The sequence below is a fragment of the Pantoea sp. PNA 14-12 genome (assembly GCF_004364735.1).
In the GTDB taxonomy this organism is placed as follows: Bacteria; Pseudomonadota; Gammaproteobacteria; order Enterobacterales; family Enterobacteriaceae; genus Pantoea; species Pantoea stewartii.
This window is the reverse complement of record NZ_SOAJ01000008.1, coordinates 54,285-76,931: the sequence shown is the minus strand read 5'-3', so window position 1 is coordinate 76,931 and position 22,647 is coordinate 54,285. Positions and strand designations below refer to the sequence as shown.

At 51.0% G+C, this 22,647-nt stretch carries 24 protein-coding genes; 11 read left to right on the top strand and 13 right to left on the bottom strand.

Features of this window, described 5'->3' with window-relative positions; all coding sequences use genetic code 11:
- Positions 1–30: 30 nt before the first annotated feature.
- The 6 genes from C7434_RS20965 to cpxP form a co-directional block, all read right to left on the bottom strand.
- Positions 31–804, bottom strand: coding sequence for a CDP-diacylglycerol diphosphatase (locus C7434_RS20965; protein WP_133745887.1), 774 nt, complete (start codon positions 802–804; stop codon positions 31–33).
- Between the two features lie 108 nt (positions 805–912).
- On the bottom strand, positions 913–1,902 hold the full coding sequence (locus C7434_RS20960) for a sulfate ABC transporter substrate-binding protein (RefSeq protein ID WP_033738094.1): 990 nt from the start codon (positions 1,900–1,902) through the stop codon (positions 913–915).
- Between the two features lie 138 nt (positions 1,903–2,040).
- Positions 2,041–3,003, bottom strand: a complete 963-nt coding sequence (gene pfkA / locus C7434_RS20955) for a 6-phosphofructokinase (RefSeq protein ID WP_006121288.1) — start codon at positions 3,001–3,003, stop codon at positions 2,041–2,043.
- A gap of 205 nt (positions 3,004–3,208) precedes the next feature.
- Entirely contained in the window at positions 3,209–4,111 is a 903-nt protein-coding gene (gene fieF, locus C7434_RS20950; RefSeq protein ID WP_006121287.1) for a CDF family cation-efflux transporter FieF, read from the bottom strand.
- 231 nt (positions 4,112–4,342) lie between these two features.
- A complete protein-coding gene (locus C7434_RS20945) occupies positions 4,343–4,507 on the bottom strand; it encodes a KGG domain-containing protein (RefSeq protein ID WP_028723167.1) in 165 nt (54 codons plus the stop codon).
- A 435-nt stretch (positions 4,508–4,942) separates the two neighbouring features.
- A complete protein-coding gene (cpxP, locus tag C7434_RS20940; protein WP_033738090.1) occupies positions 4,943–5,452 on the bottom strand; it encodes a cell-envelope stress modulator CpxP in 510 nt (169 codons plus the stop codon).
- A 148-nt stretch (positions 5,453–5,600) separates the two neighbouring features.
- Between cpxP and cpxR the strand changes: the two genes are divergently transcribed.
- From cpxR to trmL, 3 genes are read left to right on the top strand one after another with little or no spacing between them, the layout of a single operon-like run.
- A complete protein-coding gene (cpxR, locus tag C7434_RS20935; RefSeq protein ID WP_006121283.1) occupies positions 5,601–6,299 on the top strand; it encodes an envelope stress response regulator transcription factor CpxR in 699 nt (232 codons plus the stop codon).
- A complete protein-coding gene (gene cpxA, locus C7434_RS20930; protein ID WP_006121282.1) occupies positions 6,296–7,675 on the top strand; it encodes an envelope stress sensor histidine kinase CpxA in 1,380 nt (459 codons plus the stop codon). Before cpxR ends, cpxA begins: the two co-directional genes overlap by 4 nt.
- Positions 7,676–7,710: 35 nt before the next feature.
- Positions 7,711–8,184 carry a tRNA (uridine(34)/cytosine(34)/5-carboxymethylaminomethyluridine(34)-2'-O)-methyltransferase TrmL gene (gene trmL, locus C7434_RS20925; RefSeq protein WP_006121281.1) on the top strand — a complete coding sequence of 158 codons (474 nt, stop codon included), beginning with the start codon at positions 7,711–7,713 and terminating at the stop codon, positions 8,182–8,184.
- On the opposite strand, the gene cysE is transcribed toward trmL, so the two are convergent.
- The 5 genes from cysE to C7434_RS20900 all read right to left on the bottom strand — a co-directional run bounded on the left by cysE (position 8,181) and on the right by C7434_RS20900 (position 11,291).
- Positions 8,181–9,002 carry a serine O-acetyltransferase gene (cysE, locus tag C7434_RS20920; RefSeq protein WP_006121280.1) on the bottom strand — a complete coding sequence of 274 codons (822 nt, stop codon included), beginning with the start codon at positions 9,000–9,002 and terminating at the stop codon, positions 8,181–8,183. The genes trmL and cysE overlap by 4 nt on opposite strands.
- A gap of 67 nt (positions 9,003–9,069) precedes the next feature.
- The gene (gene gpsA, locus C7434_RS20915) at positions 9,070–10,086 is read right to left on the bottom strand and encodes an NAD(P)H-dependent glycerol-3-phosphate dehydrogenase (RefSeq protein ID WP_199227875.1); all 1,017 of its coding nucleotides are present in this window, start codon (positions 10,084–10,086) and stop codon (positions 9,070–9,072) included.
- The gene (gene secB / locus C7434_RS20910) at positions 10,086–10,550 is read right to left on the bottom strand and encodes a protein-export chaperone SecB (protein WP_006121277.1); all 465 of its coding nucleotides are present in this window, start codon (positions 10,548–10,550) and stop codon (positions 10,086–10,088) included. The genes gpsA and secB overlap by 1 nt, the downstream gene beginning before the upstream one ends.
- Before the next feature lie 38 nt (positions 10,551–10,588).
- Positions 10,589–10,843, bottom strand: coding sequence for a glutaredoxin 3 (grxC, locus tag C7434_RS20905; protein ID WP_033738087.1), 255 nt, complete (start codon positions 10,841–10,843; stop codon positions 10,589–10,591).
- Positions 10,844–10,859: 16 nt separating this feature from the next.
- Complete coding sequence (locus C7434_RS20900; RefSeq protein WP_006121275.1) at positions 10,860–11,291, bottom strand: rhodanese-like domain-containing protein; 432 nt, start codon at positions 11,289–11,291, stop codon at positions 10,860–10,862.
- A gap of 252 nt (positions 11,292–11,543) precedes the next feature.
- Here C7434_RS20900 and envC point away from each other — a divergent pair, with 252 nt between their 5' ends.
- Entirely contained in the window at positions 11,544–12,845 is a 1,302-nt protein-coding gene (gene envC, locus C7434_RS20895; RefSeq protein WP_133745880.1) for a murein hydrolase activator EnvC, read from the top strand.
- Complete coding sequence (locus C7434_RS20890) at positions 12,846–13,757, top strand: divergent polysaccharide deacetylase family protein (RefSeq protein WP_039342504.1); 912 nt, start codon at positions 12,846–12,848, stop codon at positions 13,755–13,757. It abuts the gene before it with no gap.
- A 63-nt stretch (positions 13,758–13,820) separates the two neighbouring features.
- On the opposite strand, the gene tdh is transcribed toward C7434_RS20890, so the two are convergent.
- Both tdh and C7434_RS20880 read right to left on the bottom strand, forming a co-directional pair.
- Entirely contained in the window at positions 13,821–14,849 is a 1,029-nt protein-coding gene (gene tdh, locus C7434_RS20885; protein ID WP_133745879.1) for an L-threonine 3-dehydrogenase, read from the bottom strand.
- A 9-nt stretch (positions 14,850–14,858) separates the two neighbouring features.
- Positions 14,859–16,055: a glycine C-acetyltransferase gene (locus C7434_RS20880; RefSeq protein WP_039342497.1), complete on the bottom strand. Its 1,197-nt coding sequence runs from the start codon at positions 16,053–16,055 to the stop codon at positions 14,859–14,861.
- Between the two features lie 227 nt (positions 16,056–16,282).
- On the opposite strand from C7434_RS20880, the gene rfaD reads away from it, so the two are divergent.
- From rfaD to C7434_RS20850, 6 genes are read left to right on the top strand one after another with little or no spacing between them, the layout of a single operon-like run.
- Complete coding sequence (rfaD, locus tag C7434_RS20875; RefSeq protein ID WP_033738074.1) at positions 16,283–17,215, top strand: ADP-glyceromanno-heptose 6-epimerase; 933 nt, start codon at positions 16,283–16,285, stop codon at positions 17,213–17,215.
- Between the two features lie 16 nt (positions 17,216–17,231).
- Positions 17,232–18,290, top strand: coding sequence for an ADP-heptose--LPS heptosyltransferase RfaF (gene rfaF, locus C7434_RS20870; protein WP_133745878.1), 1,059 nt, complete (start codon positions 17,232–17,234; stop codon positions 18,288–18,290).
- The gene (gene rfaC / locus C7434_RS20865; RefSeq protein WP_054632875.1) at positions 18,278–19,246 is read left to right on the top strand and encodes a lipopolysaccharide heptosyltransferase RfaC; all 969 of its coding nucleotides are present in this window, start codon (positions 18,278–18,280) and stop codon (positions 19,244–19,246) included. The genes rfaF and rfaC overlap by 13 nt, the downstream gene beginning before the upstream one ends.
- On the top strand, positions 19,243–20,412 hold the full coding sequence (locus C7434_RS20860; protein WP_054632874.1) for a glycosyltransferase: 1,170 nt from the start codon (positions 19,243–19,245) through the stop codon (positions 20,410–20,412). The genes rfaC and C7434_RS20860 overlap by 4 nt, the downstream gene beginning before the upstream one ends.
- Entirely contained in the window at positions 20,409–21,665 is a 1,257-nt protein-coding gene (locus tag C7434_RS20855; RefSeq protein WP_133745877.1) for an O-antigen ligase family protein, read from the top strand. Before C7434_RS20860 ends, C7434_RS20855 begins: the two co-directional genes overlap by 4 nt.
- Positions 21,662–22,630, top strand: coding sequence for a glycosyltransferase (locus C7434_RS20850; RefSeq protein ID WP_033738069.1), 969 nt, complete (start codon positions 21,662–21,664; stop codon positions 22,628–22,630). The genes C7434_RS20855 and C7434_RS20850 overlap by 4 nt, the downstream gene beginning before the upstream one ends.
- Positions 22,631–22,647 lie beyond the last annotated feature (17 nt).

Here is a 22,647-nt window from a genome sequence, read left to right as displayed (position 1 = left end):
CTGGCGCTTAGTCCATTCTGAGCGGCCAAATCAGGCCGCTTTTTTTATGGGCTGCAGTAACGCGCAGTCGTGATCCTGCACTTCCTCAGCGGAACCTTTATTTAACAACAGCCAGTTGCGCTCCACTGCCATCAGTATCAACCGCCCATCAGACAAGCGCGCTAACGCGAGGCCGTAGCGGCCCATCTGATCGCGTGCATGCGGTATCTCAGCGGCCAGACGGATAAATACGCTTTGCTCTGCCAGCTCGGCTTCACTCAGCGTACGCACGTGATAAGAATGACTGAGAAAGGTGACGGCTTTCCATTCCGGTGTGAACGTGGGTGTCAGCGCATCCAGTTGCTTTCTCACATCAGGCCGAAGGCATGAAAGATGAATATGAAGCTGATTCTGGGTACGGCCGTACTGGGAATTGATGGCCAGTGACAGCACACTGTCGTTGATAGGCTTGCCATATTTTTGCGCCACGACGCCTCTGTCCTGCCAGGACAGGTCAAAATAATTCGGCGTGTCTGAACGGAGCAACTGTGGGCTTTCGATTCCGGTGATTTTATCAATGGGGATGAGCAGATACTGAAGGGGGCCGTTTCGGTCTTTCAACAGCGCGTAGCGGTGCTGCAGATCAACGCGCTGACACGGCGCGGGTTGACCATGCGTGAGCTGATCGGGCAGACACTTTTCACTGACGATTTGCCAAAGCGCATCCGCATTCGTTTTAACATGCGTAGCTGCAACAAGGATCCCTGCGCCAATCAATACCAGCAGAAGCGCAATGATGATGAAGGCCCGACGATTTGCCTGCATTGTTATCTTCCCCTGACTGTTTTCATTCGCATCCTCACCTGACAGCGCGTAAATGTCACGCATAAAAAAACCAGCGTTTCCGCTGGTTTCAAGAATAACTGGTAAGGATTACGGCTTCATGATCTGATCATAGGTGCCGCCATCAGCGAAGTGCGTTTTTTGCGCCTTCGCCCAGCCGCCAAACTTATCGTCGATGGTAAACAGTTTTACCGGCGCAAACGTACTGGCGAACTTCTTCGCGACCTCTTCATTGCGCGGACGATAATAGTTTTCAGCCGCAATCGTCTGCCCTTCCGTCGAGTAGAGATATTTCAGATAGGCTTCCGCCACCTGACGCGTTCCCTTCTCATCGACCACCTTATCCACGACGGACACAGTTGGCTCCGCGAGAATCGATTCACTTGGCGTCACAATTTCAAATTTGTCTTTACCCAGTTTATTGACCGCCAGGTAGGCTTCGTTTTCCCAGGCGATCAGGACATCACCAATACCACGCTCTACAAAGGTATTGGTTGCGCCGCGCGCACCGGAATCCTGCACTTCAACATGCTTAAACAGATCTTTCACGTAACGCTGTGCTTTTGCCTGATCGCCGTTGTTATGATCCAGTGCCCAGCCCCAGGCAGCCAGGTAATTCCAGCGAGCGCCGCCTGACGTTTTAGGATTTGGAGTAATCACCGAAACGCCGGGCTTGATAAGATCGCTCCAGTCATGGATGCCTTTAGGATTGCCTTTACGCACCAAAAAGACAATCGTGGAGGTATAAGGCGCGGAGTTGTCGGGCAGACGTTTAATCCAGTCTTTATCAATGCGACCGCGATCAGCAATTGCATCAACATCCGACTGCAGCGCCAGCGTCACCACATCAGCACGAATACCGTTGATGACAGAAGTCGCCTGTTTACCTGAACCGCCGTGCGACTGGCGGATGACCACGTTGTCGCCCGTTTCCTGTTTGTAGTGCGCGCTAAAGGCCTTGTTGTACTGCTCGTAGAGTTCCCGGGTAGGATCATAAGAAACGTTTAGCAGCTGAATATCCTTCGCCAGAACACTGCCAGATGCCAGTAACAACCCTAAACCCACGGCCCATTTATTCATTGCGCACTCTCCCCATTCATGATGAGACAAGCGTGACATAAACGCGATTATAGCTAAAAGAATTAAAAATAAGCGGTTATAACTTTGGGGAATATGAGGAAGGCATAAGGGCATGCCGTTAAGCATGCCCGGTAATACTTAGTACAGCTGCTTAGCCGTATCCATCCAGTCACGCTTAAAGGGACGTTTCATATTTTCAATGGCATCAATGATATCGTGATGGACCATCTTGTCATTCTGGATACCTACACACCGGCCACCGTAGCCCTGCATCAGCAACTCAATCGAATAGGCACCCATGCGCGACGCAAGAATGCGGTCATAAGCGCAGGGCGCGCCGCCGCGCTGAATGTGACCAAGTACCGTGGCGCGCGTTTCGCGTTTGGTTTCTGTTTCGATGAAACGCGCCAGGTCGTCGATATCACAGATGTGCTCCGTAATAGCTACGATCGCGTGCTTTTTACCTTTCGCAATACCGGCTTTAATCTCTGCCACCAGTTCCTCACGAGTGTAAGGAATCTCAGGTAACACGATAAATTCACATCCCCCGGCAATAGCCGCAGCCAGCGTCAGGTCGCCACAGTAACGGCCCATGACTTCAACAATCGAGATGCGCTGATGCGATGACGACGTATCACGCAGGCGGTCAATGGCTTCGACGACCGTTTCCAGCGCCGTAAAGTAGCCGATGGTGTAATCTGTCCCGGCCACGTCGTTGTCAATCGTGCCTGGCAGACCGATACACGGAAAGCCCATTTCGGTGAGCCGCTTGGCCCCCATATACGAACCGTCGCCACCGATCACTACTAAGGCATCAATGCCCCGCTTTTTCAGGTTCTCGATTGCTACCTGGCGGACATCATCATTACGAAACTCAGGAAAACGTGCAGAACCCAGGAACGTGCCGCCGCGATTGATCATATCTGACACACTGTAGCGGTCGAGGTTGATCATGCGATCTTCATATAAACCCTGATAGCCGTCATAGATACCAAAAACTTCCAGCCCTTCGCTTAATGCGGAGCGAACTACACCGCGAATGGCTGCGTTCATGCCTGGGGCGTCACCGCCGCTGGTCAGTACACCAATTTTTTTGATCATGACAACCTCTGGATTGTTCAAAACTAAGGGTTAATCCGGCCTGTGCAACGCTGATGAACACTGATGTGGTAAGCGCGACATATGATGGCAGATAGTATATCAAAGGCCTGATGCTGAATTGATTCAGGTCAGACAACTTTTCACTAATTTTTTTAGCAATGTTAGCTGCATGTCATTTTCATCTTTCTAACGTCTTTCCTGTGCGTCAGAAATTGAATGCATCCTGTTTCTCTGACGGTACCACAGAACAGGGATCCTGATGAATAATGACGTCCGACCCGGGAAAGGCTTCGCGTAATGCTTTTTCAACCTGATCGGCGATTCGGTGTGCCTGCACTAACGGTAATTGATCTTCCAGCTCTACGTGAAGCTGAATAAATTTCGTCGGGCCAGACTGACGCGTCCGCACATCATGAACGCCTTGCACACCGGGCCAGTTTGATGAAATCGCAATAATATGTTGTCGTTCTTCATCGGGTAAGGCTCTGTCCAACAGGGACTGAACGGCTTCATAGCCCATCCGAAGTGCGCTGACGAGAATATACACGCCAATGCCCAGCGCAAACAGCGCATCGGCACGAGCGAATCCGTAGCTGGTTAACACCAGCGCGACCAAAATTGCCCCGTTCATGAAAACATCGGATTGATAATGCAGCATATCGGCCCGAATCGCCTGACTGCGTGTTTTTCGTACGACCCAGCGCTGGAAAGCCACCAGCAGTAATGTCGAAATGAGAGCCAGCACCGTCACGATAATGCCCATACCGGGCGATCGCAGTTCATTCGGGGAAGCGAGATGCTGAATACCCGTCAGAAAGAGGAAAAGTGCCGAACCTGAAATGAACATGCTTTGCGCCAGGGCGGCCAGCGATTCCGCTTTACCGTGGCCAAAGGTGTGATCGGCGTCAGCGGGCTGAAGGGAATAGCGCACCACCAGCAGGTTTGTCAGGGAAGCGGCAATGTCCACCAGCGAATCAACCATGGCAGCCAGCAGGCTAACCGATCCGGTATACCACCAGGCAAAAATCTTGATAATTAACAAGGTTGTCGCCAGCAGCGTCGCCGCAATCGCCGCAGATTTAACCCACTTTCCATACGAAGCCTGCATGCCACACTCCATGAACATCATGACTGAAGAGGTAAAATAACAGCAGAGAAGGGCTAAGTTTAACACTGACGCAGGCGATGCGCCCGACTGATACCGTTCGGACAGCGTGATGAGGGATAAGACGGGAAGAGATAATACGACTTCGCCCCATCGGGTAACGATGGGGCGAAGGATTGCTTACCTAAGTAAGCGCCAAATCAACGTGCAGATTTGGTTCAGTGCTCAGCAAAATTATTTTTTGCCGCCTTTCTTGCCCGCTTCGGAGGCTTTTTCGGGGTTATTTTTGAAATTACCGCCGCCGCCGTTGCCGCTGCTCTTTCCGCCTTTTTTACCGGCTTCAGAGGCTTTTTGCGGGTTGTCTGCGAAATTACCTGAACCACCACGATGCTCTGCCATAATTTACTCCATTAATAGATTAATTCGGACTACATGATGTGGTTGCTGCTCTCCGTTAATTTCAGAAGTGCATCGGCTTCCTTGCTGAGACAATATAAGTGTAGGCGAGGCCGGATAAGGTGCAAGCGGAGCGGGATAATTACAGCCCCTTGAAAAGAAAGGAAAATGCACAAATAAATTAATGTAATCTTTATATTTATCAATCGATTGGAAATAACTCACGACCTGTAAAACAGATCGGCAAGACAGTAATAACAGACAGGAAAGCGTGCGTAAGAAAAATAAAAAAACGTTGCCATTCAATCGTCCAGATCATTTTTTCGCGCACTGTAAAACTACAGTAAATAATGGCGAAAAACAGATAAAAAAAACCCCCTCATCATGAGGGGGAAGACAGGGATGTGTCTATGGCAAGGAAAACAGGGATACTATTTACTACTGGTTACTACTGGTACGACTTACGGGTTGCAGCGTCGAAGCTGGCTGCAAACTTGAGAGCTTACGCATGGCATTCAGGCGCTGCTCATAATTCTTCTGTAACGCGGCCTGCTGCTCGGGCGTTAACAGGTGGTACATCTGATTACGCACTCTCGCCATCTCAACTTGCTGTTCAACCTGAACTTTGGCGATGGCCTCTGCCTTGTCACGTATGGCCGCTTCGTTAAATTTATCTGCCGTCACCAAATCGTGCATAGCTGCGATATCATCAATATTCGTTGCCGGACGGTCATGTCGGGCTTGCTGCATAAGGTCACGCATTTGTTGTCGTTGATGTTCCGTCAACTCAATGCCGTCGAACATGTGACTTTGCGAATTTTGCGTCATACTGCCTGTCGTAAATCCGCCGTGATGCACCTCGTCAAGCGCCATCGACTCTGCTGCTCCTGCGCTGGCGTGACTGAGAACCATCGCTGAGGCAAGAACGACGGCGGTTAATTTGCGCATCGTTTACTCCAGTTCGTTCTGTTTTGCGATTCAACGATAGCCAGTGTACGGCGATAGCTGCAAACATCCGTCAGGGGGTGTAAAAGTACGTAAAGCGATGGATTGGTATCATAGGAACACGCTATTTTGCCTGCGGAGGGCTACAAAAATGAATAAAATCCTGTTGGTAGATGATGACCGCGAATTGACTTCGCTTTTAAAAGAACTGTTAGAAATGGAAGGGTTTGAAGTGGTGGTTGCCAGCGATGGTGAGCAAGCACTGAATCTGCTCGATAACTCAATTGATTTGCTTTTACTGGATGTCATGATGCCCAAGAAAAACGGTATCGACACCCTGAAAGAATTACGCCAGCAGTATCAAACACCTGTGATTATGCTTACCGCCCGCGGAAGCGAGCTTGATCGTGTGCTGGGCCTTGAGCTGGGCGCCGATGACTATCTGCCTAAGCCCTTTAACGATCGGGAGCTGGTTGCGCGCATACGCGCTATCCTGCGCCGTTCGAACTGGAGCGAACAACAGCAGCAGCACGATAACAGCTCACCTACGCTGGAAGTGGACTGCCTGCGCCTGAACCCGGGCCGTCAGGAAGCCAGTTTCGATAACGAAACGCTGGATCTCACCGGCACAGAATTCACCCTGTTGTACCTTTTGGCTCAGCATTTAGGTCAGGTTGTCTCGCGCGAGCATCTTAGCCAGGAGGTGCTGGGTAAACGCCTGACGCCTTTTGACCGTGCCATCGATATGCACATCTCGAACCTGCGCCGTAAACTCCCTGAACGTCGCGATGGGCATCCGTGGTTCAAGACCTTACGTGGCCGCGGTTATTTGATGGTTTCGGCATCATGATAGGCAGTTTGACTACCCGCATCTTTGCTATTTTCTGGCTGACGCTGGCACTGGTATTGATGCTGGTGCTCATGGTACCCAAGCTTGATTCACGCCAGATGACGGCGCTGCTGGAAAGCGAGCAGCGCCAGGGCACGATGATCGAGCAGCACGTTGAAGCCGAGCTGTCACGCGATCCGCCTAATGATTTGATGTGGTGGCGGCGCTTATTTCGCGCTATTGAGAAGTGGGCTCCACCCGGCCAACGTTTGCTCCTGGTCACCAGTGAAGGCCGGGTCATCGGCGCACAGCATAATGAAATGCAGGTCATTCGTAACTTCATCGGTCAGTCAGATAACGCCGATCACCCACAGAAGAAGAAATATGGCCGGGTAGAGATGGTAGGTCCTTTCGCCGTCCGGGACGGAGAGGATAACTATCAGCTGTATCTGATCCGCCCCGCCAGCAGCTCTCAGCTGGATTTTATTAATCTGTTGTTTGATCGCCCTTTGCTGCTGCTCATTGTTACCATGCTGATCAGCTCACCGCTTCTGTTGTGGCTGGCATGGAGCCTGGCGCGTCCTGCACGGAAACTTAAATATGCCGCGGACGAAGTCGCCAGCGGTAATCTGCGCCAGCATCCTGAACTGGAATCAGGCCCACAGGAATTTCTGGCGGCAGGTTCCAGCTTTAACCAGATGGTCAGTGCGCTGGAACGGATGATGAACGGTCAGCAGCGCTTACTGTCTGATATCAGCCACGAATTACGCACGCCATTAACGCGATTACAGCTGGCGACTGCGCTGCTGCGCCGCCGTCATGGTGAAGGCAAAGAGCTGGAACGTATAGAGACGGAAGCACAACGCCTCGATGGCATGATTAATGACCTACTGGTGCTGTCGAGGACCCAGCATAAGAACGCGCTGGTCAGCGAGGCCATGAAGGCAAATCAGCTGTGGAACGGCGTGCTGGAAGACGCCCGATTTGAAGCGGAACAAATGGGTAAGACACTGGAGATCCCTTATCCTCCGGGGCCATGGCCTTTGTATGGTAACCCCCATGCGCTTGAAAGTGCGCTGGAGAATATCGTGCGGAATGCGTTGCGCTACTCTCATACCCATATCAGCGTCAGTTTTTCCGTTGATATTTCAGGCATTACCGTTCACGTTGACGACGATGGTCCCGGCGTGAGCCCGGAAGATCGTGAGCAGATATTCCGACCGTTTTACCGCACTGACGAGGCGCGCGACCGAGAGTCCGGCGGCACCGGCCTGGGGCTGGCCATTGTGGAAACGGCCATTCAGCAGCACCGTGGCTGGGTAAAAGCAGATGACAGCCCACTGGGTGGTCTGCGTCTGACAATCTGGCTGCCACTTTACTCCTCTGGCAGACAATAATTTGCTATGCTTCGGCCCTCGTTACCGGGGGCCTTATGCTTAACATCGTACTCTTTGAACCAGAAATTCCACCCAATACAGGTAATATTATTCGCCTGTGCGCCAATACCGGCTTCCAGCTTCACCTTATCGAACCGCTGGGTTTTGCCTGGGACGACAAGCGCCTTCGTCGCGCGGGACTGGATTACCACGAGTTCACCGCCATTAAGTTCCATGCTGATTTTCAGGCGTTCATGACGACCGAGCAACCTGCGCGGCTGTTTGCGTTGACAACGAAGGGGACGCCCGCGCACAGTGCCGTCGCCTGGCAGCAGGGAGATTATCTGCTGTTTGGTCCAGAGAGTCGGGGCTTGCCCGCAGAGGTGCTACAGACGCTGCCTGCAGAGCAAAAAATACGGATTCCCATGCGGGCGGAAAGCCGCAGTATGAATTTATCAAATGCGGTATCCGTGGTGGTATACGAAGCCTGGCGCCAACTCGACTACGCTGGCGCGTTGATTAAGTCCTAAATTCCGTCACCAAACTGAAAACCTGCGCCATTGCCGCTGAAATGCTGGTCCATATCCATGGACGGCTTTTCACTGCCGGGCTTGCCAACGATGCGCGCAGGCACGCCAGCGGCGGTGGTGTGAGGCGGAATGGGTTGCAGCACAACAGAGCCAGCACCAATCTTGGCACCGCGACCAACTTCAATATTGCCCAGAATTTTTGCACCTGCGCCAATCATGACGCCTTCGCGAATTTTCGGATGACGGTCGCCGCTGGTTTTACCGGTCCCGCCGAGCGTCACCGACTGCAGGATGGACACATCGTTTTCCACGACGGCCGTTTCACCGATCACAATACCTGTAGCGTGATCCAGCATGATCCCGTGTCCAATTTTTGCGGCCGGATGAATGTCCACAGCAAAGGAAACGGACACTTCATTTTGCAGGTAAACGGCTAAGGCGCGTCGGCCTTCATTCCAAAGCCAGTGCCCGATACGATGGGCCTGAAGCGCATGAAAACCTTTCAGATACAGCAGCGGCGTCGAATATTTATCAACCGCAGGATCGCGCTGGCGCACGGCCTGAATATCGCAGGCAGCGGAAGCAATCATTGAGGGATCTTTTCGGTAGGCCTCTTCGACAACTTCACGAATCGCGATAGCAGGCATGATTGGATTCGCCAGCTTATTGGCCAGCATATAGCTCAGGGCGCTGCCCAGATTCTCATGCTTAAGCAATGTCGCATGATAAAAGCTGGCCAGCATTGGCTCGCAGTCTGCCAGCGCGCGTGCTTCTGCCTTAATGTTGTTCCAGACCAGTTCTAACTCATCAGACGACATGCTGTTTTCTCCCGATAAAAAAAGCGCCTTGACCGGCGCTACAGGTGATGACGCTTGGCTTCCTGCTTTAGTTTGTGCTGTTTTCGTCCTTCCGTGAACGCCCCAGCAGGCTTAATGCTGCATCTCGTGCCGGTTTTCCGCAATAGAGCACCTGATAAATCTGTTCGGTGATAGGCATTTCAACCCCTGTGCGTGCAGCCAGCGCTTTGACTTCTTTGGTATTTCTGTAGCCTTCTACAACTTGTCCGATAATGCGTTGTGCGCTATCGACATCTTCACCCTGCCCGAGCATCATGCCAAAACGACGATTACGCGATTGGTTATCAGTACAGGTCAGCACCAGATCGCCCAAACCGGCCATGCCCATAAATGTTGTGGCATCTGCGCCTAATGCCGCACCCAGACGACTCATCTCGGCCAGCCCGCGCGTAATTAACGCCGTGCGTGCATTCGCACCAAAGCCGATGCCATCAGACATGCCAGCACCGATAGCAATGACGTTTTTCACCGCGCCGCCCAGTTGAACCCCAATAAAATCGGGATTGTTATAGACGCGAAAGCTTTTGCCGCAGTGCAGTCGCTGTTGTAAATCTTCTGCGAACTGCGCGTCAGTAGCCGCCAGCGCAATCGCTGTTGGTAAACCCGCTGCCAGTTCTTTTGCAAAAGTGGGGCCGGAGATGACGGCCAGTGGAATCGTTTCGCCCAAAATGTCGCGGGCAACATCCTGCAGCAGACGACCCGTTTCCTTCTCCAGTCCTTTCGTTGCCCAGACGATGCGTGAGTCATCACGTAAACCGGGCTTTATCTGCGTCAGCACATCGCCGAAAACATGACTCGGTACAACAACCAACAAATCGCGGCTGGCGGCTATAACGGTATTCAGGTCAGGTTCAACAGTCAGATTATCGGGAAACGTTACATCTGGCAGGAAAGCACGGTTGCAGCGGTCGGACTGAAGTTGTGCCATATGGGCAGGATTGTGCCCCCACAGCAGCACCGGGTGGCCATTGCGGGCCAGCGTAATCGCCAAAGCGGTGCCGTATGAACCGGCACCGATGACGCTAATCGAAGCGTGAGTGGTCATCAGGCATCCTGATGTTGCGCTTCTTCGCCTTGCTGCTGCTGCAGATAATTCATAAACAGCGCATCAAAGTTCACTGGCGCAAGGTTAAGCTGCGGGAAGGTACCACGTGAAACCAGGCTGGTGATGCATTCGCGGGCATAAGGGAACAGGATATTTGGGCAGTAAGCGCCAAGGCAATGCGCCATCTGGGTACCTTCAATGCCACCGATGGTGAAAATACCTGCCTGCTGAACTTCACACAGGAAAGCGGTATCTTCGCCAACGGTTGCCGTAACGGTCACACGCAGCACCACTTCATACACTTCATCAGCCAGCTGCGAAGAGGCAGTATCCAGATCCAGCTTAACGTCTGGCTCCCACTCTTTCTGAAACACCTGCGGCGCATTGGGCGCTTCAAAAGAAATATCCTTCGTGTAAACGCGCTGAATCTGGAATTGCATTTCGTTAGTGTTATGTTCTGACATGTGACTAAGTCCTGTAAGTTAAAATGTCTGGCGTAAAACTACGCCTGAAGTAACGGATCTAAACCCTGACGATCGTTAAGTGCCATCAAATCGTCGCAGCCACCAATATGCTGGCCATCAATAAAGATCTGAGGCACTGTCGTGCGGCCGCTGCGCTTAATCATCTCTTCACGTTTTGCCATGTCCCCATCAATGGGGATCTCCTGGAACGCCGCGCCTTTCTCATTCAGCAGCGCTTTTGCGCGATGACAATACGGACAGGTTGGTTTGGTATAAATCTCAACGTTTGCCATAGGGACCTCAGGATGGTTATTTACCGCGAACTAACGGCAGATTTTCGCCGCTCCAACCGCTAATACCGTCTTTGAGCACGCTCACCTGATTGAAACCTGCCGCGCTCAGATGTGCAGCAGGATCGGCCGCGCTCTGCCCGGTAGCGCATACCACAATTATGGGCTGTGTTTTATGCTTTTCCAGCTCGCCAAAACTGCCTTTCTTGATATCAGCTGCAGCGACGTTGACCGCGCCCGAAATATGCCCCTTGCGGTAATCGTCGCGCGAACGCACGTCTACCACCACCGCATCCTCTTTGTTAATAAGTCGGGTTGCTTCGCCTCGACTGATCGTTTTTACTTTAGAGAACATCCCTTTAACGGTGGTCACAATCACCAGTATAAGTAAAACGACCCATGCCAGACTCAGGATGGGGTGATTGCTTGCAAACTGCATAATTTCTTGCATGAGGGGTAACGACTCCAGACCGGGCTAATAAGCTAAAACAAGGCTTCTGAGTATACCTGCGCCACTTCGCATGTACAGACGCTAAGCGGGCAGAGTGATAATTTGTGCGTCATTTTCCAAAAAAATTCACCGAATGGCAAAAATGTCGTGACGCTTATGCCTTGTACTGTTGAAAATGGTCACGTTTAGGGAAGCAAAAGCCGGTCGGCAATGCTGGTAAGCAACTGTTCATCGTGGAATAATCATCGACCTATGAAGGGAAAGACAACTGCTCTGCCAACATGGACCCGTCACAACGGCGTTACCGTGCCGCTGTTTACACGCTTGTCCGTTCTGTCTTTTAGCCTGCTTTATGCGGGCCTGTTGTCATTGCCCTTACCCGGGCTGGCCGCTGATGATAACAAAGCGCAACTGAAATCCATTCAGCAGGAAATTGCTGAAAAAGAAAAAAGCGTTAAGGCGCAAAAAGCCCAGCGCAGCCAGTTGCTTAATCAGTTGCAAAGTCAGGAAAAAATCATTGCGCAGGCCAGCCGGCAGTTGCGTGAAACGCGCAATAGTCTGTCCGCCTTAAACAATGACATCGTGCAGGTCACCGCCTCCGTTGCCCACCTTGAGAAACAACAGGCTCAGCAGGAAAAACTGCTGGCAGAGCAACTGGATGCCGCTTTTCGTCAGGGCCAGCACAAGGGCCTGCAACTGCTGTTAGGTGGCGAAGAAAGTCAGCGCAGCGAGCGCATCCTGGCCTACTTTGGTTACCTGAACACGGCACGTCAGGAAAATATCACCGCCCTGCAAACTACCCGCAAGGAACTGGCTCAACAGCGCGCATCGCTGGAACAAAAACAGCAGCAGCAAAAATCGTTGTTAACTCAGCAGCAAGCACAGCAGGACAAACTTCAGCAAGCCAGCGCCGCCCGCAAAAAAACGCTAACTTCTCTGGAAAGTGCGCTGCAGAAAGATCAGGCTGATTTGGTCGAGATGCGGCAGAACGAAAGCCGCCTGCAAGACAAAATTGCCCGTGCCGAGCGAGAAGCGCGTGAACGCGCCGCACGGGAAGCGCGTGAGGCTGAAAAAGTCCGCCAGCGTCAGGTGCAGGCAAAAGCGAAAGGCTCCAGCTATCAGCCAACCCAGAGTGAACGCGAACTGATGGCGCGCACAGGCGGGCTTGGGCGGCCAAATGGTCAGGACATCTGGCCAGTAAGAGGACGGATTGAGCATCGCTTCGGTGAGGAGCTTCAGGGCGAATTACGCTGGAAAGGGCTGGTCATTAACGCGCCTGAGGGCACAGAAGTTAAAGCCATTGCCGATGGTCGCGTGTTAATGGCTGACTGGTTACAGGGTTATGGCCTCGTCGTCGTGATTGAACATGGCAAAGGGGATATGAGCCTCTATGGTTACAACCAAAGCGCACTGGTCAGCGTCGGCGCTCAGGTAAAAGCAGGTCAGCCTATTGCCCTGGTCGGCACCAGCGGTGGCCGTGGTACACCTTCGCTCTACTTTGAAATCCGGCGTCAGGGTAAAGCGGTTAATCCACTTCCGTGGTTAGGAAAATAAGTGTTACGTCAGCGAAAGACCCTGGTTGCACTGCTGAGTGGATTGCTGCTCAGTTTCGCAGCCCAGGCCGGTAAACTCGCCATTGTTATTGATGATGTCGGCTACCGGCCTACAGAAGAGAATAAAGTGTTGCAGATGCCGCAGGCGATATCGGTTGCCGTCCTCCCCGATGCGCCCTATGCACGTCAAATGGCAATCAAAGCGCATCAGGGCGGACACGAAGTCCTGATCCATCTGCCCATGGCCCCTCTCAGTAAGCAACCTCTTGAAAAAAACACGTTAACGCCCGAGATGAGCAGCGCCGAGATTGATCGCATCATCCGGAGTGCAGTAAATAACGTGCCTTATGCGGTGGGGTTGAATAACCATATGGGCAGCAAAATGACGTCCAGTCTGCCGGGTATGCAAAAAGTCATGCAGGCTCTTAACCAGTACAATCTGTACTTCCTTGACAGCATGACGATTGGCAACAGCCAGTCTGTACCCGCCGCCCAAGGCACGCATGTCAGAGTGCTAAAGCGCAGGGTCTTTCTGGACGACAGCCAGGACATCAACGCCATCCGTCAGCAATTTAGTCGGGCAGTGAAACTGGCCGAGCGGGATGGCTATGCGATTGCGATTGGTCACCCGCACCCGAACACTGTGCGCGTGTTGCAACAAATGCTGCCCACTTTGCCTGCGGATATTACGCTGGTGACACCGGGTCAGTTATTAAATGAGCCGCTGCGTAACGGCAGTGCTTCGCCGGCAAAAACCCTGCCGCGCAATAAACCTGCGCAAGGCTTCCAGGCGCCAGGCGAATGTAAAGTGAAGCAACCACTGTCACCTGTGCCTGCTACGCGTGCACTGGGCGTGATTGGTGAGAGCATCGCTGAGAGCCCGCTGTATCGCCGTATTAATGCACTTTTTTGACACACTCAGCATCGGCCTTAAACCCGATGCTGAGCGTCAACGTTAAAAAAACAAAGGGCAACATTACGTCCAGCTCAGAATCACCTTTCCTGATTGCCCCGACCGCATATCATCAAAACCTCGCTGAAAGTCATCTATATCGTAGCGATGTGTAATGATCGGGGTGAGATCCAGACCTGACTGTATCAGTGCGGCCATCTTGTACCAGGTTTCAAACATCTCCCGCCCGTAAATGCCTTTAATAAACAGCCCTTTAAAAATCACCTGATTCCAGTCGATGGCCATTTCACCGGGCGGAATGCCCAGTAAGGCAATACGACCGCCGTAATTCATGACGTCAAGCAGGGTCCGAAAAGCAGGCGGTGCGCCCGACATTTCTAAGCCCACGTCAAAGCCCTCTCGCATATCGAGCGTATGCATGACCTCACGCAAGTCATGTTTCGCCACGTTGACCGCACAGGTCACGCCCATTTTACGGGCCAGTTCAAGGCGATAATCATTAATGTCTGTGATGACGACATTTCGTGCACCCACATGACGACATACCGCCGCCGCCATGATTCCAATCGGCCCTGCCCCAGAGATCAGAACGTCTTCTCCCACCAGATCGAAGGACAAAGCGGTATGAACTGCGTTGCCAAACGGGTCAAAAATCGACGCCAGTTCGTCTGAAATATTGTCAGGAATTTTGAAGGCATTAAAGGCAGGGATCACCAGATATTCAGCAAAGCATCCCTGCCGGTTGACACCTACACCTTGCGTATTGCGGCATAAATGTGTCCGCCCTGCCCGGCAGTTACGGCAGTGCCCGCAGGTAATGTGACCTTCACCCGAAACGCGATCGCCAATCTGAAACCCTTTCACTTCCTGCCCCACAGCCACCACTTCGCCTACATATTCATGGCCAACAATCATGGGCACGGGGATCGTTTTACGGGACCAGTCGTCCCAGTTGTAAATATGTACATCGGTGCCGCAGATCGCGGTTTTGCGGATTTTGATCAGCAAATCGTTGTGGCCAGGCTCCGGCATGGGCGCATCGTTAACCATCCAGATACCCTGCTCTTTTTTCAGTTTCGCAAGTGCTTTCATGGTCTGTCCTCAGGCGATCACGCCAAGTTGCTTACCAATCCGCGTGAAAGCGGCCACAGCGGTATCGAGCTGCTGCTGGCTGTGCGCGGCTGAAATTTGTGTGCGAATACGTGCCTGACCTTTTGGCACTACCGGATAGAAAAATCCGGTCACATAAATCCCCTCCTGCTGAAGCAGATGTGCAAACGCCTGCGCTACGCTGGCTTCGCCCAGCATGACCGGAATGATGGCGTGATCGGCCCCCGCCAGCGTAAAGCCCGCTGCCGTCATTTTTTCGCGGAACAGGCGTGCGTTTTCCCAGAGGCGCTGACGCAGTCCGTCGCCTTCGCTTAACAGATCTAGAACGCGCAATGAGGCAGCCACGATTGCGGGTGCCAGTGAATTAGAGAACAGATAAGGTCTTGAACGCTGACGTAGCCATTCTATAACCTCGGTTTTGGCTGCCGTATAGCCACCGGAAGCACCCCCCAGCGCCTTACCCAGGGTGCCGGTGATGATGTCTACCCGCCCCATGACATCACAATACTCATGCGTTCCCCGCCCTGCCTTTCCCACAAAACCCACCGCATGGGAATCATCGACCATGACCAGGGCAGAGTATTCGTCTGCCAAATCGCAAATGCCTTTCAGATTGGCAATTACGCCATCCATAGAGAAGACGCCATCGGTTGCAATCATGATGGTCTTTGCGCCGTTATCTTTGGCTTCCTGCAGGCGGGCACGTAACTCGTTCATGTCATTATTGGCGTAACGGTAGCGTTGTGCTTTACACAGACGCACACCATCAATAATCGACGCGTGATTAAGTGCGTCAGAAATGATGGCATCCTCAGCCCCCAGCAGTGTTTCAAATAATCCGCCATTCGCATCGAAGCAGGAGGAGTAAAGTATGGCGTCTTCCATACCCAGAAAATCAGCCAGTTTTCTTTCCAGTTGTTTGTGCTTATCCTGCGTACCACAGATAAAGCGCACCGATGCCATCCCAAAACCGTGCGAATCCATTCCCTCTTTCGCGGCCTGAATCAAAGCAGGATGGTTAGCCAGCCCAAGGTAATTATTTGCACAGAAATTAATGACAGCGTGATGATGCCCAACGTCGATTTCAGCCTGCTGCGCGGAAGTGATAATACGTTCTTTTTTGAACAGCCCTTCTTGCTGGGCGATAGCCAGTTGCTGACGAATATGCTGATAAAAATGCGCTGACATTATTACACTCCTGAAAAGGTAGGAAGGGGCAAATACGACTGAACATATCGCCTTTTAACGCCTAATCGACCAAAATAATGTTAATTATGTAGCACAGTTCACGTCACAGGCATTTTAGGTCCTGACCTTACGGAGTCATCTGGCTGTCTGTGACGGGATGAAATGTTATGATGGTGACATTACGCGTGAGACGTCCCGTTTCACCACAAAACGTTAAAGGTAGCAATATGATTATCGTAACCGGTGGCGCAGGTATGATCGGCAGCAATATCGTTAAGACGCTGAACGATCGTGGCCATACAGATATTCTGGTCGTAGATAATCTGAAAGATGGCACCAAGTTCGTGAATCTTGCCGATCTGGACATCACAGATTACATGGATAAAGAAGAGTTCTTAACCTACATCATGTCGGGTGAAGATCTTGGTCCGATTGAAGCGGTGTTCCATGAAGGTGCCTGCTCAGCCACAACGGAGTGGGATGGTAAGTACATGATGGATAATAACTATCAGTACTCAAAAGACCTGCTGCACTTTTGCCTTGAGCGTGAAATCCCCTTTCTGTATGCCTCTTCGGCAGCCACCTATGGTGGACGCAATGAGAATTTCATCGAAGAGCGTCAGTACGAGCAGCCGTTAAACGTTTACGGCTACTCAAAAATGCTGTTTGACCACTATGTACGCCAGATTCTGCCAGAAGCAACGTCACCAGTCTGTGGTTTCCGTTACTTCAACGTTTACGGACCGCGCGAAGGCCACAAAGGCAGTATGGCGAGCGTTGCCTTCCATCTGAATACGCAGATCAGTAATGACGAAAATCCAAAACTGTTCGAGGGCAGCGACAGCTTTAAACGCGATTTTATTCATGTTGATGATGTTGTGTCAGTCAATCTGTGGTGCTGGGAGAACGGCATTTCCGGGATTTATAACTGCGGCACAGGCCGCGCCGAATCGTTCCAGGAAGTTGCGGACGCCGTGCTTAATTTCCATCAGAAAGGTGAAATTGAATACATTCCTTTCCCGGAAAAACTGAAAGGCCGTTATCAGGCTTATACCCAGGCTGATCTGACGAAACTGCGTGAGGCAGGCTACGACAAGCCTTTTAAAACAGTGGCACAGGGCGTGTCTGAATATATGGCCTGGTTAAACCGCAACGTCTAAGGAACGGATACCGGTAATGAAAATTCTGGTGATCGGCCCGTCGTGGGTCGGCGATATGATGATGTCGCAAAGTCTCTATCGTACGCTCAAGGCCGAACATCCTGATGCGGTGATTGATGTGATGGCACCTGAATGGTGCCGTCCTTTACTTTCCCGAATGCCTGAAGTGAATCAGGCGCTGGCCATGCCACTCGGCCATGGTGCGCTGGCGATAGGCGAGCGCCGCCGTTTGGGTAAATCACTGCGCGATCAGGGTTATGATCGCGCTTACGTGTTGCCCAACTCATTCAAATCGGCATTGGTGCCCTTTTTTGCGGGTATTCCTCGCCGCGTCGGCTGGCGCGGAGAAATGCGCTATGGTCTGTTGAATGATGTGCGGGTACTGGATAAGGCCGCGTTTCCTTTAATGGTAGAGCGTTATGTTGCGCTGGCCTATGACACGCCTTTCCGTTCAGCCCGTCAACTGCCACAACCCTTGCTGAAACCGCAGTTACAGGTCAGCGAAGCGGAAAAAAGCGTAATGGCTGCGCAGTTTCAACTTTCCTCTGAGCACCCGGCTATTGGCTTTTGCCCCGGGGCCGAATTTGGTCCGGCAAAACGCTGGCCGCATTTTCACTACGCCGCACTGGCAGAACAGTTAATTCGCGAAGGGTTTCAGATCCTGCTGTTCGGTTCAGTAAAAGATGGCCCCACTGGCGAAGAAATCATCGCGTCGCTGCCCGAGAAAAGTCGTAAGCATTGCCGCAATCTGGCAGGTCAAACCCAGCTGGAACAGGCTGTCATTCTGCTGGCCCAGTGCCGGGCGGTAGTGAGCAATGATTCTGGTCTTATGCACATTGCCGCCGCGTTGAACCGCCCACTGGTGGCTTTATATGGTCCCAGTAGCCCGGACTTCACCCCGCCGCTGTCGGATCAGGCGCGTATCATCCGTTTAATCAGCGGTTACCATCGCGTCCGTAAAGGGGATGCTGAGCAGGGCTACCATCAAAGCCTGATTGACATCCAGCCTTCACAAGTCCATGAAACATTACGCAGTTTGTTGCGTGAAGCCCAGGAGAGTTCATGCACGTCCTGATTGTTAAAACCTCGTCAATGGGGGATGTGCTCCATACGTTACCTGCCCTGACTGATGCTATGCATGCCCTTCCCGGTATTCGTTTTGATTGGGTGGTAGAAGAAAATTTTGCCCAGATTCCTGCATGGCATCCCGCCGTTGATAAGGTTCTGCCCGTTGCAATCCGTCGCTGGCGTAAGCACTGGTTCGGCAGCGAGCAGCGTGAAGAACGGGTTCGATTTAAACGCGATTTACAGTCTCGCCACTATGATGTGGTGATTGATGCTCAGGGGCTGATTAAGAGTGCCGCACTCGTGACGCGTCTGGCTAAAGGTGTCAAGCACGGTCTGGACAGCCGCAGTGCGCGTGAACCCTTTGCCAGTTGGTGGTACGACAAAAAGCACGAGGTCAGTAAGCAGCAACACGCAGTGGAGAGGACCCGGGAACTGTTCGCGAAAAGCCTGGGTTATGAGAAGCCGCAAACGCAGGGAGACTATGCTATTGCTGGCCATTTCCGCAATGTGGCATTACAGGGTGAAAACGCTTATCTGGTCTTCCTGCATGCCACGACCCGTGATAACAAGCACTGGCCAGAATCCCACTGGCGCGAGTTAATTGAACGGCTCCAGCCGACAGGTTTGCGCGTAAAACTGCCCTGGGGCGCTGAACATGAGCATCAGCGTGCGATCCGGCTGGCTGAGGGTTTTGAGCATGTAGAGGTATTGCCCAGGCTCACTCTTGAAGCGGTTGCTCAGCAGCTGGCAGGTGCGAAAGCTGTTGTCTCAGTAGACACAGGTTTGAGCCATATGGCAGCAGCACTGGACAGACCCAATATAACGTTATACGGTCCGACCGATCCCGGCTTGATTGGTGGTTACGGACAAAATCAGCATGTTTTGCGGCCTGCAGAGGGCAGCAAATTGGCAGATATTAGCGCTAAGGACGTGGCAGATATGGTTTTTGAGATTACCGCATGAAGAAACTTCATATCATTAATCTCGGCAAAATGGGTGGCGTTGAGCGTCTTTTCCTACAGTACATCAACGATTTTTCTGACGGGCGTGACGATGTTATTTGCATCAGTAACGAGATCGATGATGACATTCGCCGTCACATCCCTCAACAAAAAATCATCTTCGCCAATCGATGGTTAAATAACCTGAAAATAAAAGTCCCACAATTTCTTCGGAAATATTTGCTACAAAAGCGCGTAGAGTCGAGCGATGCCGATGTAATCGTCGTCTGGGATTTGATTCCGGGATTAAGCGCAAAACCTGAGCGGGCAAGTCTGGTTTATTACGATCATGGCTGCTCATGGCGATATCCCAAAAATAAAAAAACGCTGGGCTTTATGGCCATGCTGGATGGTGTCATTTCTGCTTCTTATGCCTCTAATCGCGTGATGCAGCTTCGTTTTAATCTGCCCTGTCCCCATCACGTAGTGATTAACCGCATCATGGTGCCTCAGGGAATCCATTCTGGCATCCGGACGCTAAATAACCCGATCCGTCTCGGCACTGCTGCTCGTCAGGTTAGCCTGAAGGGTATTAGCGTCGCGCTGTTAGCTTTAAAGGAATTACGCCAGCGCGGCCGGAATGTCGTACTGGAAATTGCGGGAAAAGGGCCCGATCATGATGCTTTTGTTGCACTCGCTAAACGTTTAGATATCAGCGAATTCGTTACTTTCAGCGGTTTTCAGCATGACATTGGTGCATTTTTCAATCGTATTGATATTTATCTCAGCACACCTGTCACTGAACCCTTTGGTCTTTCCTGTATGGAAGCACTCTATTTCGGCGTCCCCGTGATATTCCCGATGATCGATGGACAACCTGAAGTGGTCAGGCATCAACAATGTGGCCTGGGGTTGATTCCTTCAGTAACGATTGATGAACATGAAAAATTAACAGGAATTCATGTGGATTTCCCTTATAAGATTTACGATCCTGTGCGGGATGTAATGCAAGACGCCAAACTGGTTTCTCATATTGATTGCGCCGATGCCGTTGACGTTTTATCTCAGCATGAAACCTATCAGCAATACAGTGACACAGCAAAAAACTGGACAGCAGAACATTTTGATTATGCGCTGTTTAAGACAGAATTTAACGATGCTTTAATGGACGTTATAAGAAAAAAATGAAAACTGACCATTTAATTATTAAAAAAGAGGCCTTATCTCGCACTATAAAAATACTTATTTTTATAGGGTGTATCTTTTCCTTTATTACTTCGCCGTTCGGTGGTTCTCTTGGCAGAAATGCGTTTTATCTGACGAGTTATCTCTCTTTTTTATTGGTCGTTTTCAATCTAAAAACTTATCTCGTTAACAAACGCAACCTAATATTACCTGGGGCATTTTTTGCTGTTGGGATTATCAGCATAATCTGGACAGTAATTTATAAACAGCCCGGTGATTTTATTAGTCTTTATAGACAGTACCAGTCGACAGGGCGACTACAGATTGCTGCCGCATTTATTTTACTTGTGACGCTCAATGAAAAAGCAGCCCTGCAAAAAAATACAATCATTGCTGCCATTCTTTGTGGGCTGGTTGTGAACGGCTATGCGATTTACCAGGGCATTGACATGCATATTCATCGTGTAGAGCTGAATTTCGACAGGGCGACGGTTGCCGCCTATATTATTACGGCGGTTAACCTGGTTTTCATTAAAGCGGTCTTACTCTTAAAATCAAAACACAGAGTCCTGCTTTTCCTTGCTGCCTTTACCTTTAGCTATGCTTCGATCGTGCTGACCGGAACGCGGGCCGCGATGCTTGCTTATCCAGTCCTGACCTTGATCATTGTGCTGATGAGTACTCACATCATCAGCCGCCGACATAAAATCATTCTGTTCACGCTGGTCCCTGTGATGATTGCGCTAAGTGCAGCCATCTTCCATAACGTTATTGCTTTGCGCATTCAACAATTTAATGAAGATATTGCGCATAAGCATGAGCAAAAAGGTGAAAACTCGATTATTTCGCGCTTAAGTATGCAAACTGTGGCATTTCGGACAGGCTCAGAAGCCATTTGGGGAGAGTCCGCTGAGCAAAGAGCGGAGGAAGCAAAAGCCATTGTGGCAAAAGAACCCGCACTTTATGGCGCGCTTACTTATCTCACGGTTCACATGCATAACGAAGTAATGGAAACCTTTTCGATTAAAGGCATTCTGGGCGTGCTGGCGCTGATTGGCCTGTATTTCTGTTTATTATATAATGCTCTGCTGCCTTATCGTAATCCAGCGTTGTTGGCCGTGACCATTTCGCTCATAACCTATGGTCTGAGCGACGTCATCTTTTTCAGTACTGAAGGCACATTGATCTATTGCCTGGCTGTCATCATGAGTATCTTACTCATAAAAACATCCGACGGATTACAGGAAACGGAATGAGTCAACACCGGGACTGGCTATTAAGCATCATCATCCCTCTATATAATAGTCAACAATATATTCATTCTTGCCTGACGTCGCTGTTCATTCAGGCAGGTGAGGATATCCAGGTCATCATTATCGATGATGGTTCGACAGATGACTCTGCGCTGCGTGTTAAAGAATTGCTGAGCACAAATCCACCCTGTTCAGTTGAATTTATCCAGCAAACTAATCAGGGCGTTTCTGCTGCCCGCAATGCAGGCCTTCAGGAAGCCAAAGGTAAATTCATTACCTTTCTGGATGCTGATGATTTGCTCAGCAGGAACTATCTCTCAATTATCCGGCCGCTATTGTTAGCCGATGTGGATGACCTGATTGATTTTAATTATGCCCGATTTGAGCACAGTATTCCGGAAGCCACAGATGACGAACTGCCCCAACGCATCGCGTACGATTTTTCAGGTCAGGGGTTGAATTGCCTGAATTCACTCTTTACCCGATCCATGTGGCACCTGTGGAATCGCATTTACAGACGCACTTTGCTGGAAGGTGAGCGCTTTGAAGTAGGGAGACGTTACGAGGACGTGATGTTCACTCCCTTTCAATACCTGAAAACACAAAAAATCGCTCATCTTGAGAACACCCTCTATTACTACCGTGATAACAACCACAGTATTACGCGGAATGTACGTAAGAGTGATATTCAGGATATGCTGTTCGCGATGAACAAAATGTGTACGATGGCGCAGTCAAATAATGAACTGCGCGATCTTGCGGCGGGCATGATCGTTAATTGCTTTAATGAAGTCAAAAGCATGTCGAAAAAAGTTTATGGCTTTTATCATTATGACAATCAGACTAAACACGCAATCAAGTCTGCGGCACGTCTTTGCAAGGGCAGTTGCAAAACAAAAAAATACATGCAAATGCGCTACCCGGAAGTCGACACGTTTTTTTCATGGCTTCGCTACAAAAGCCAATAGCGGGCCTTTAACGTTCC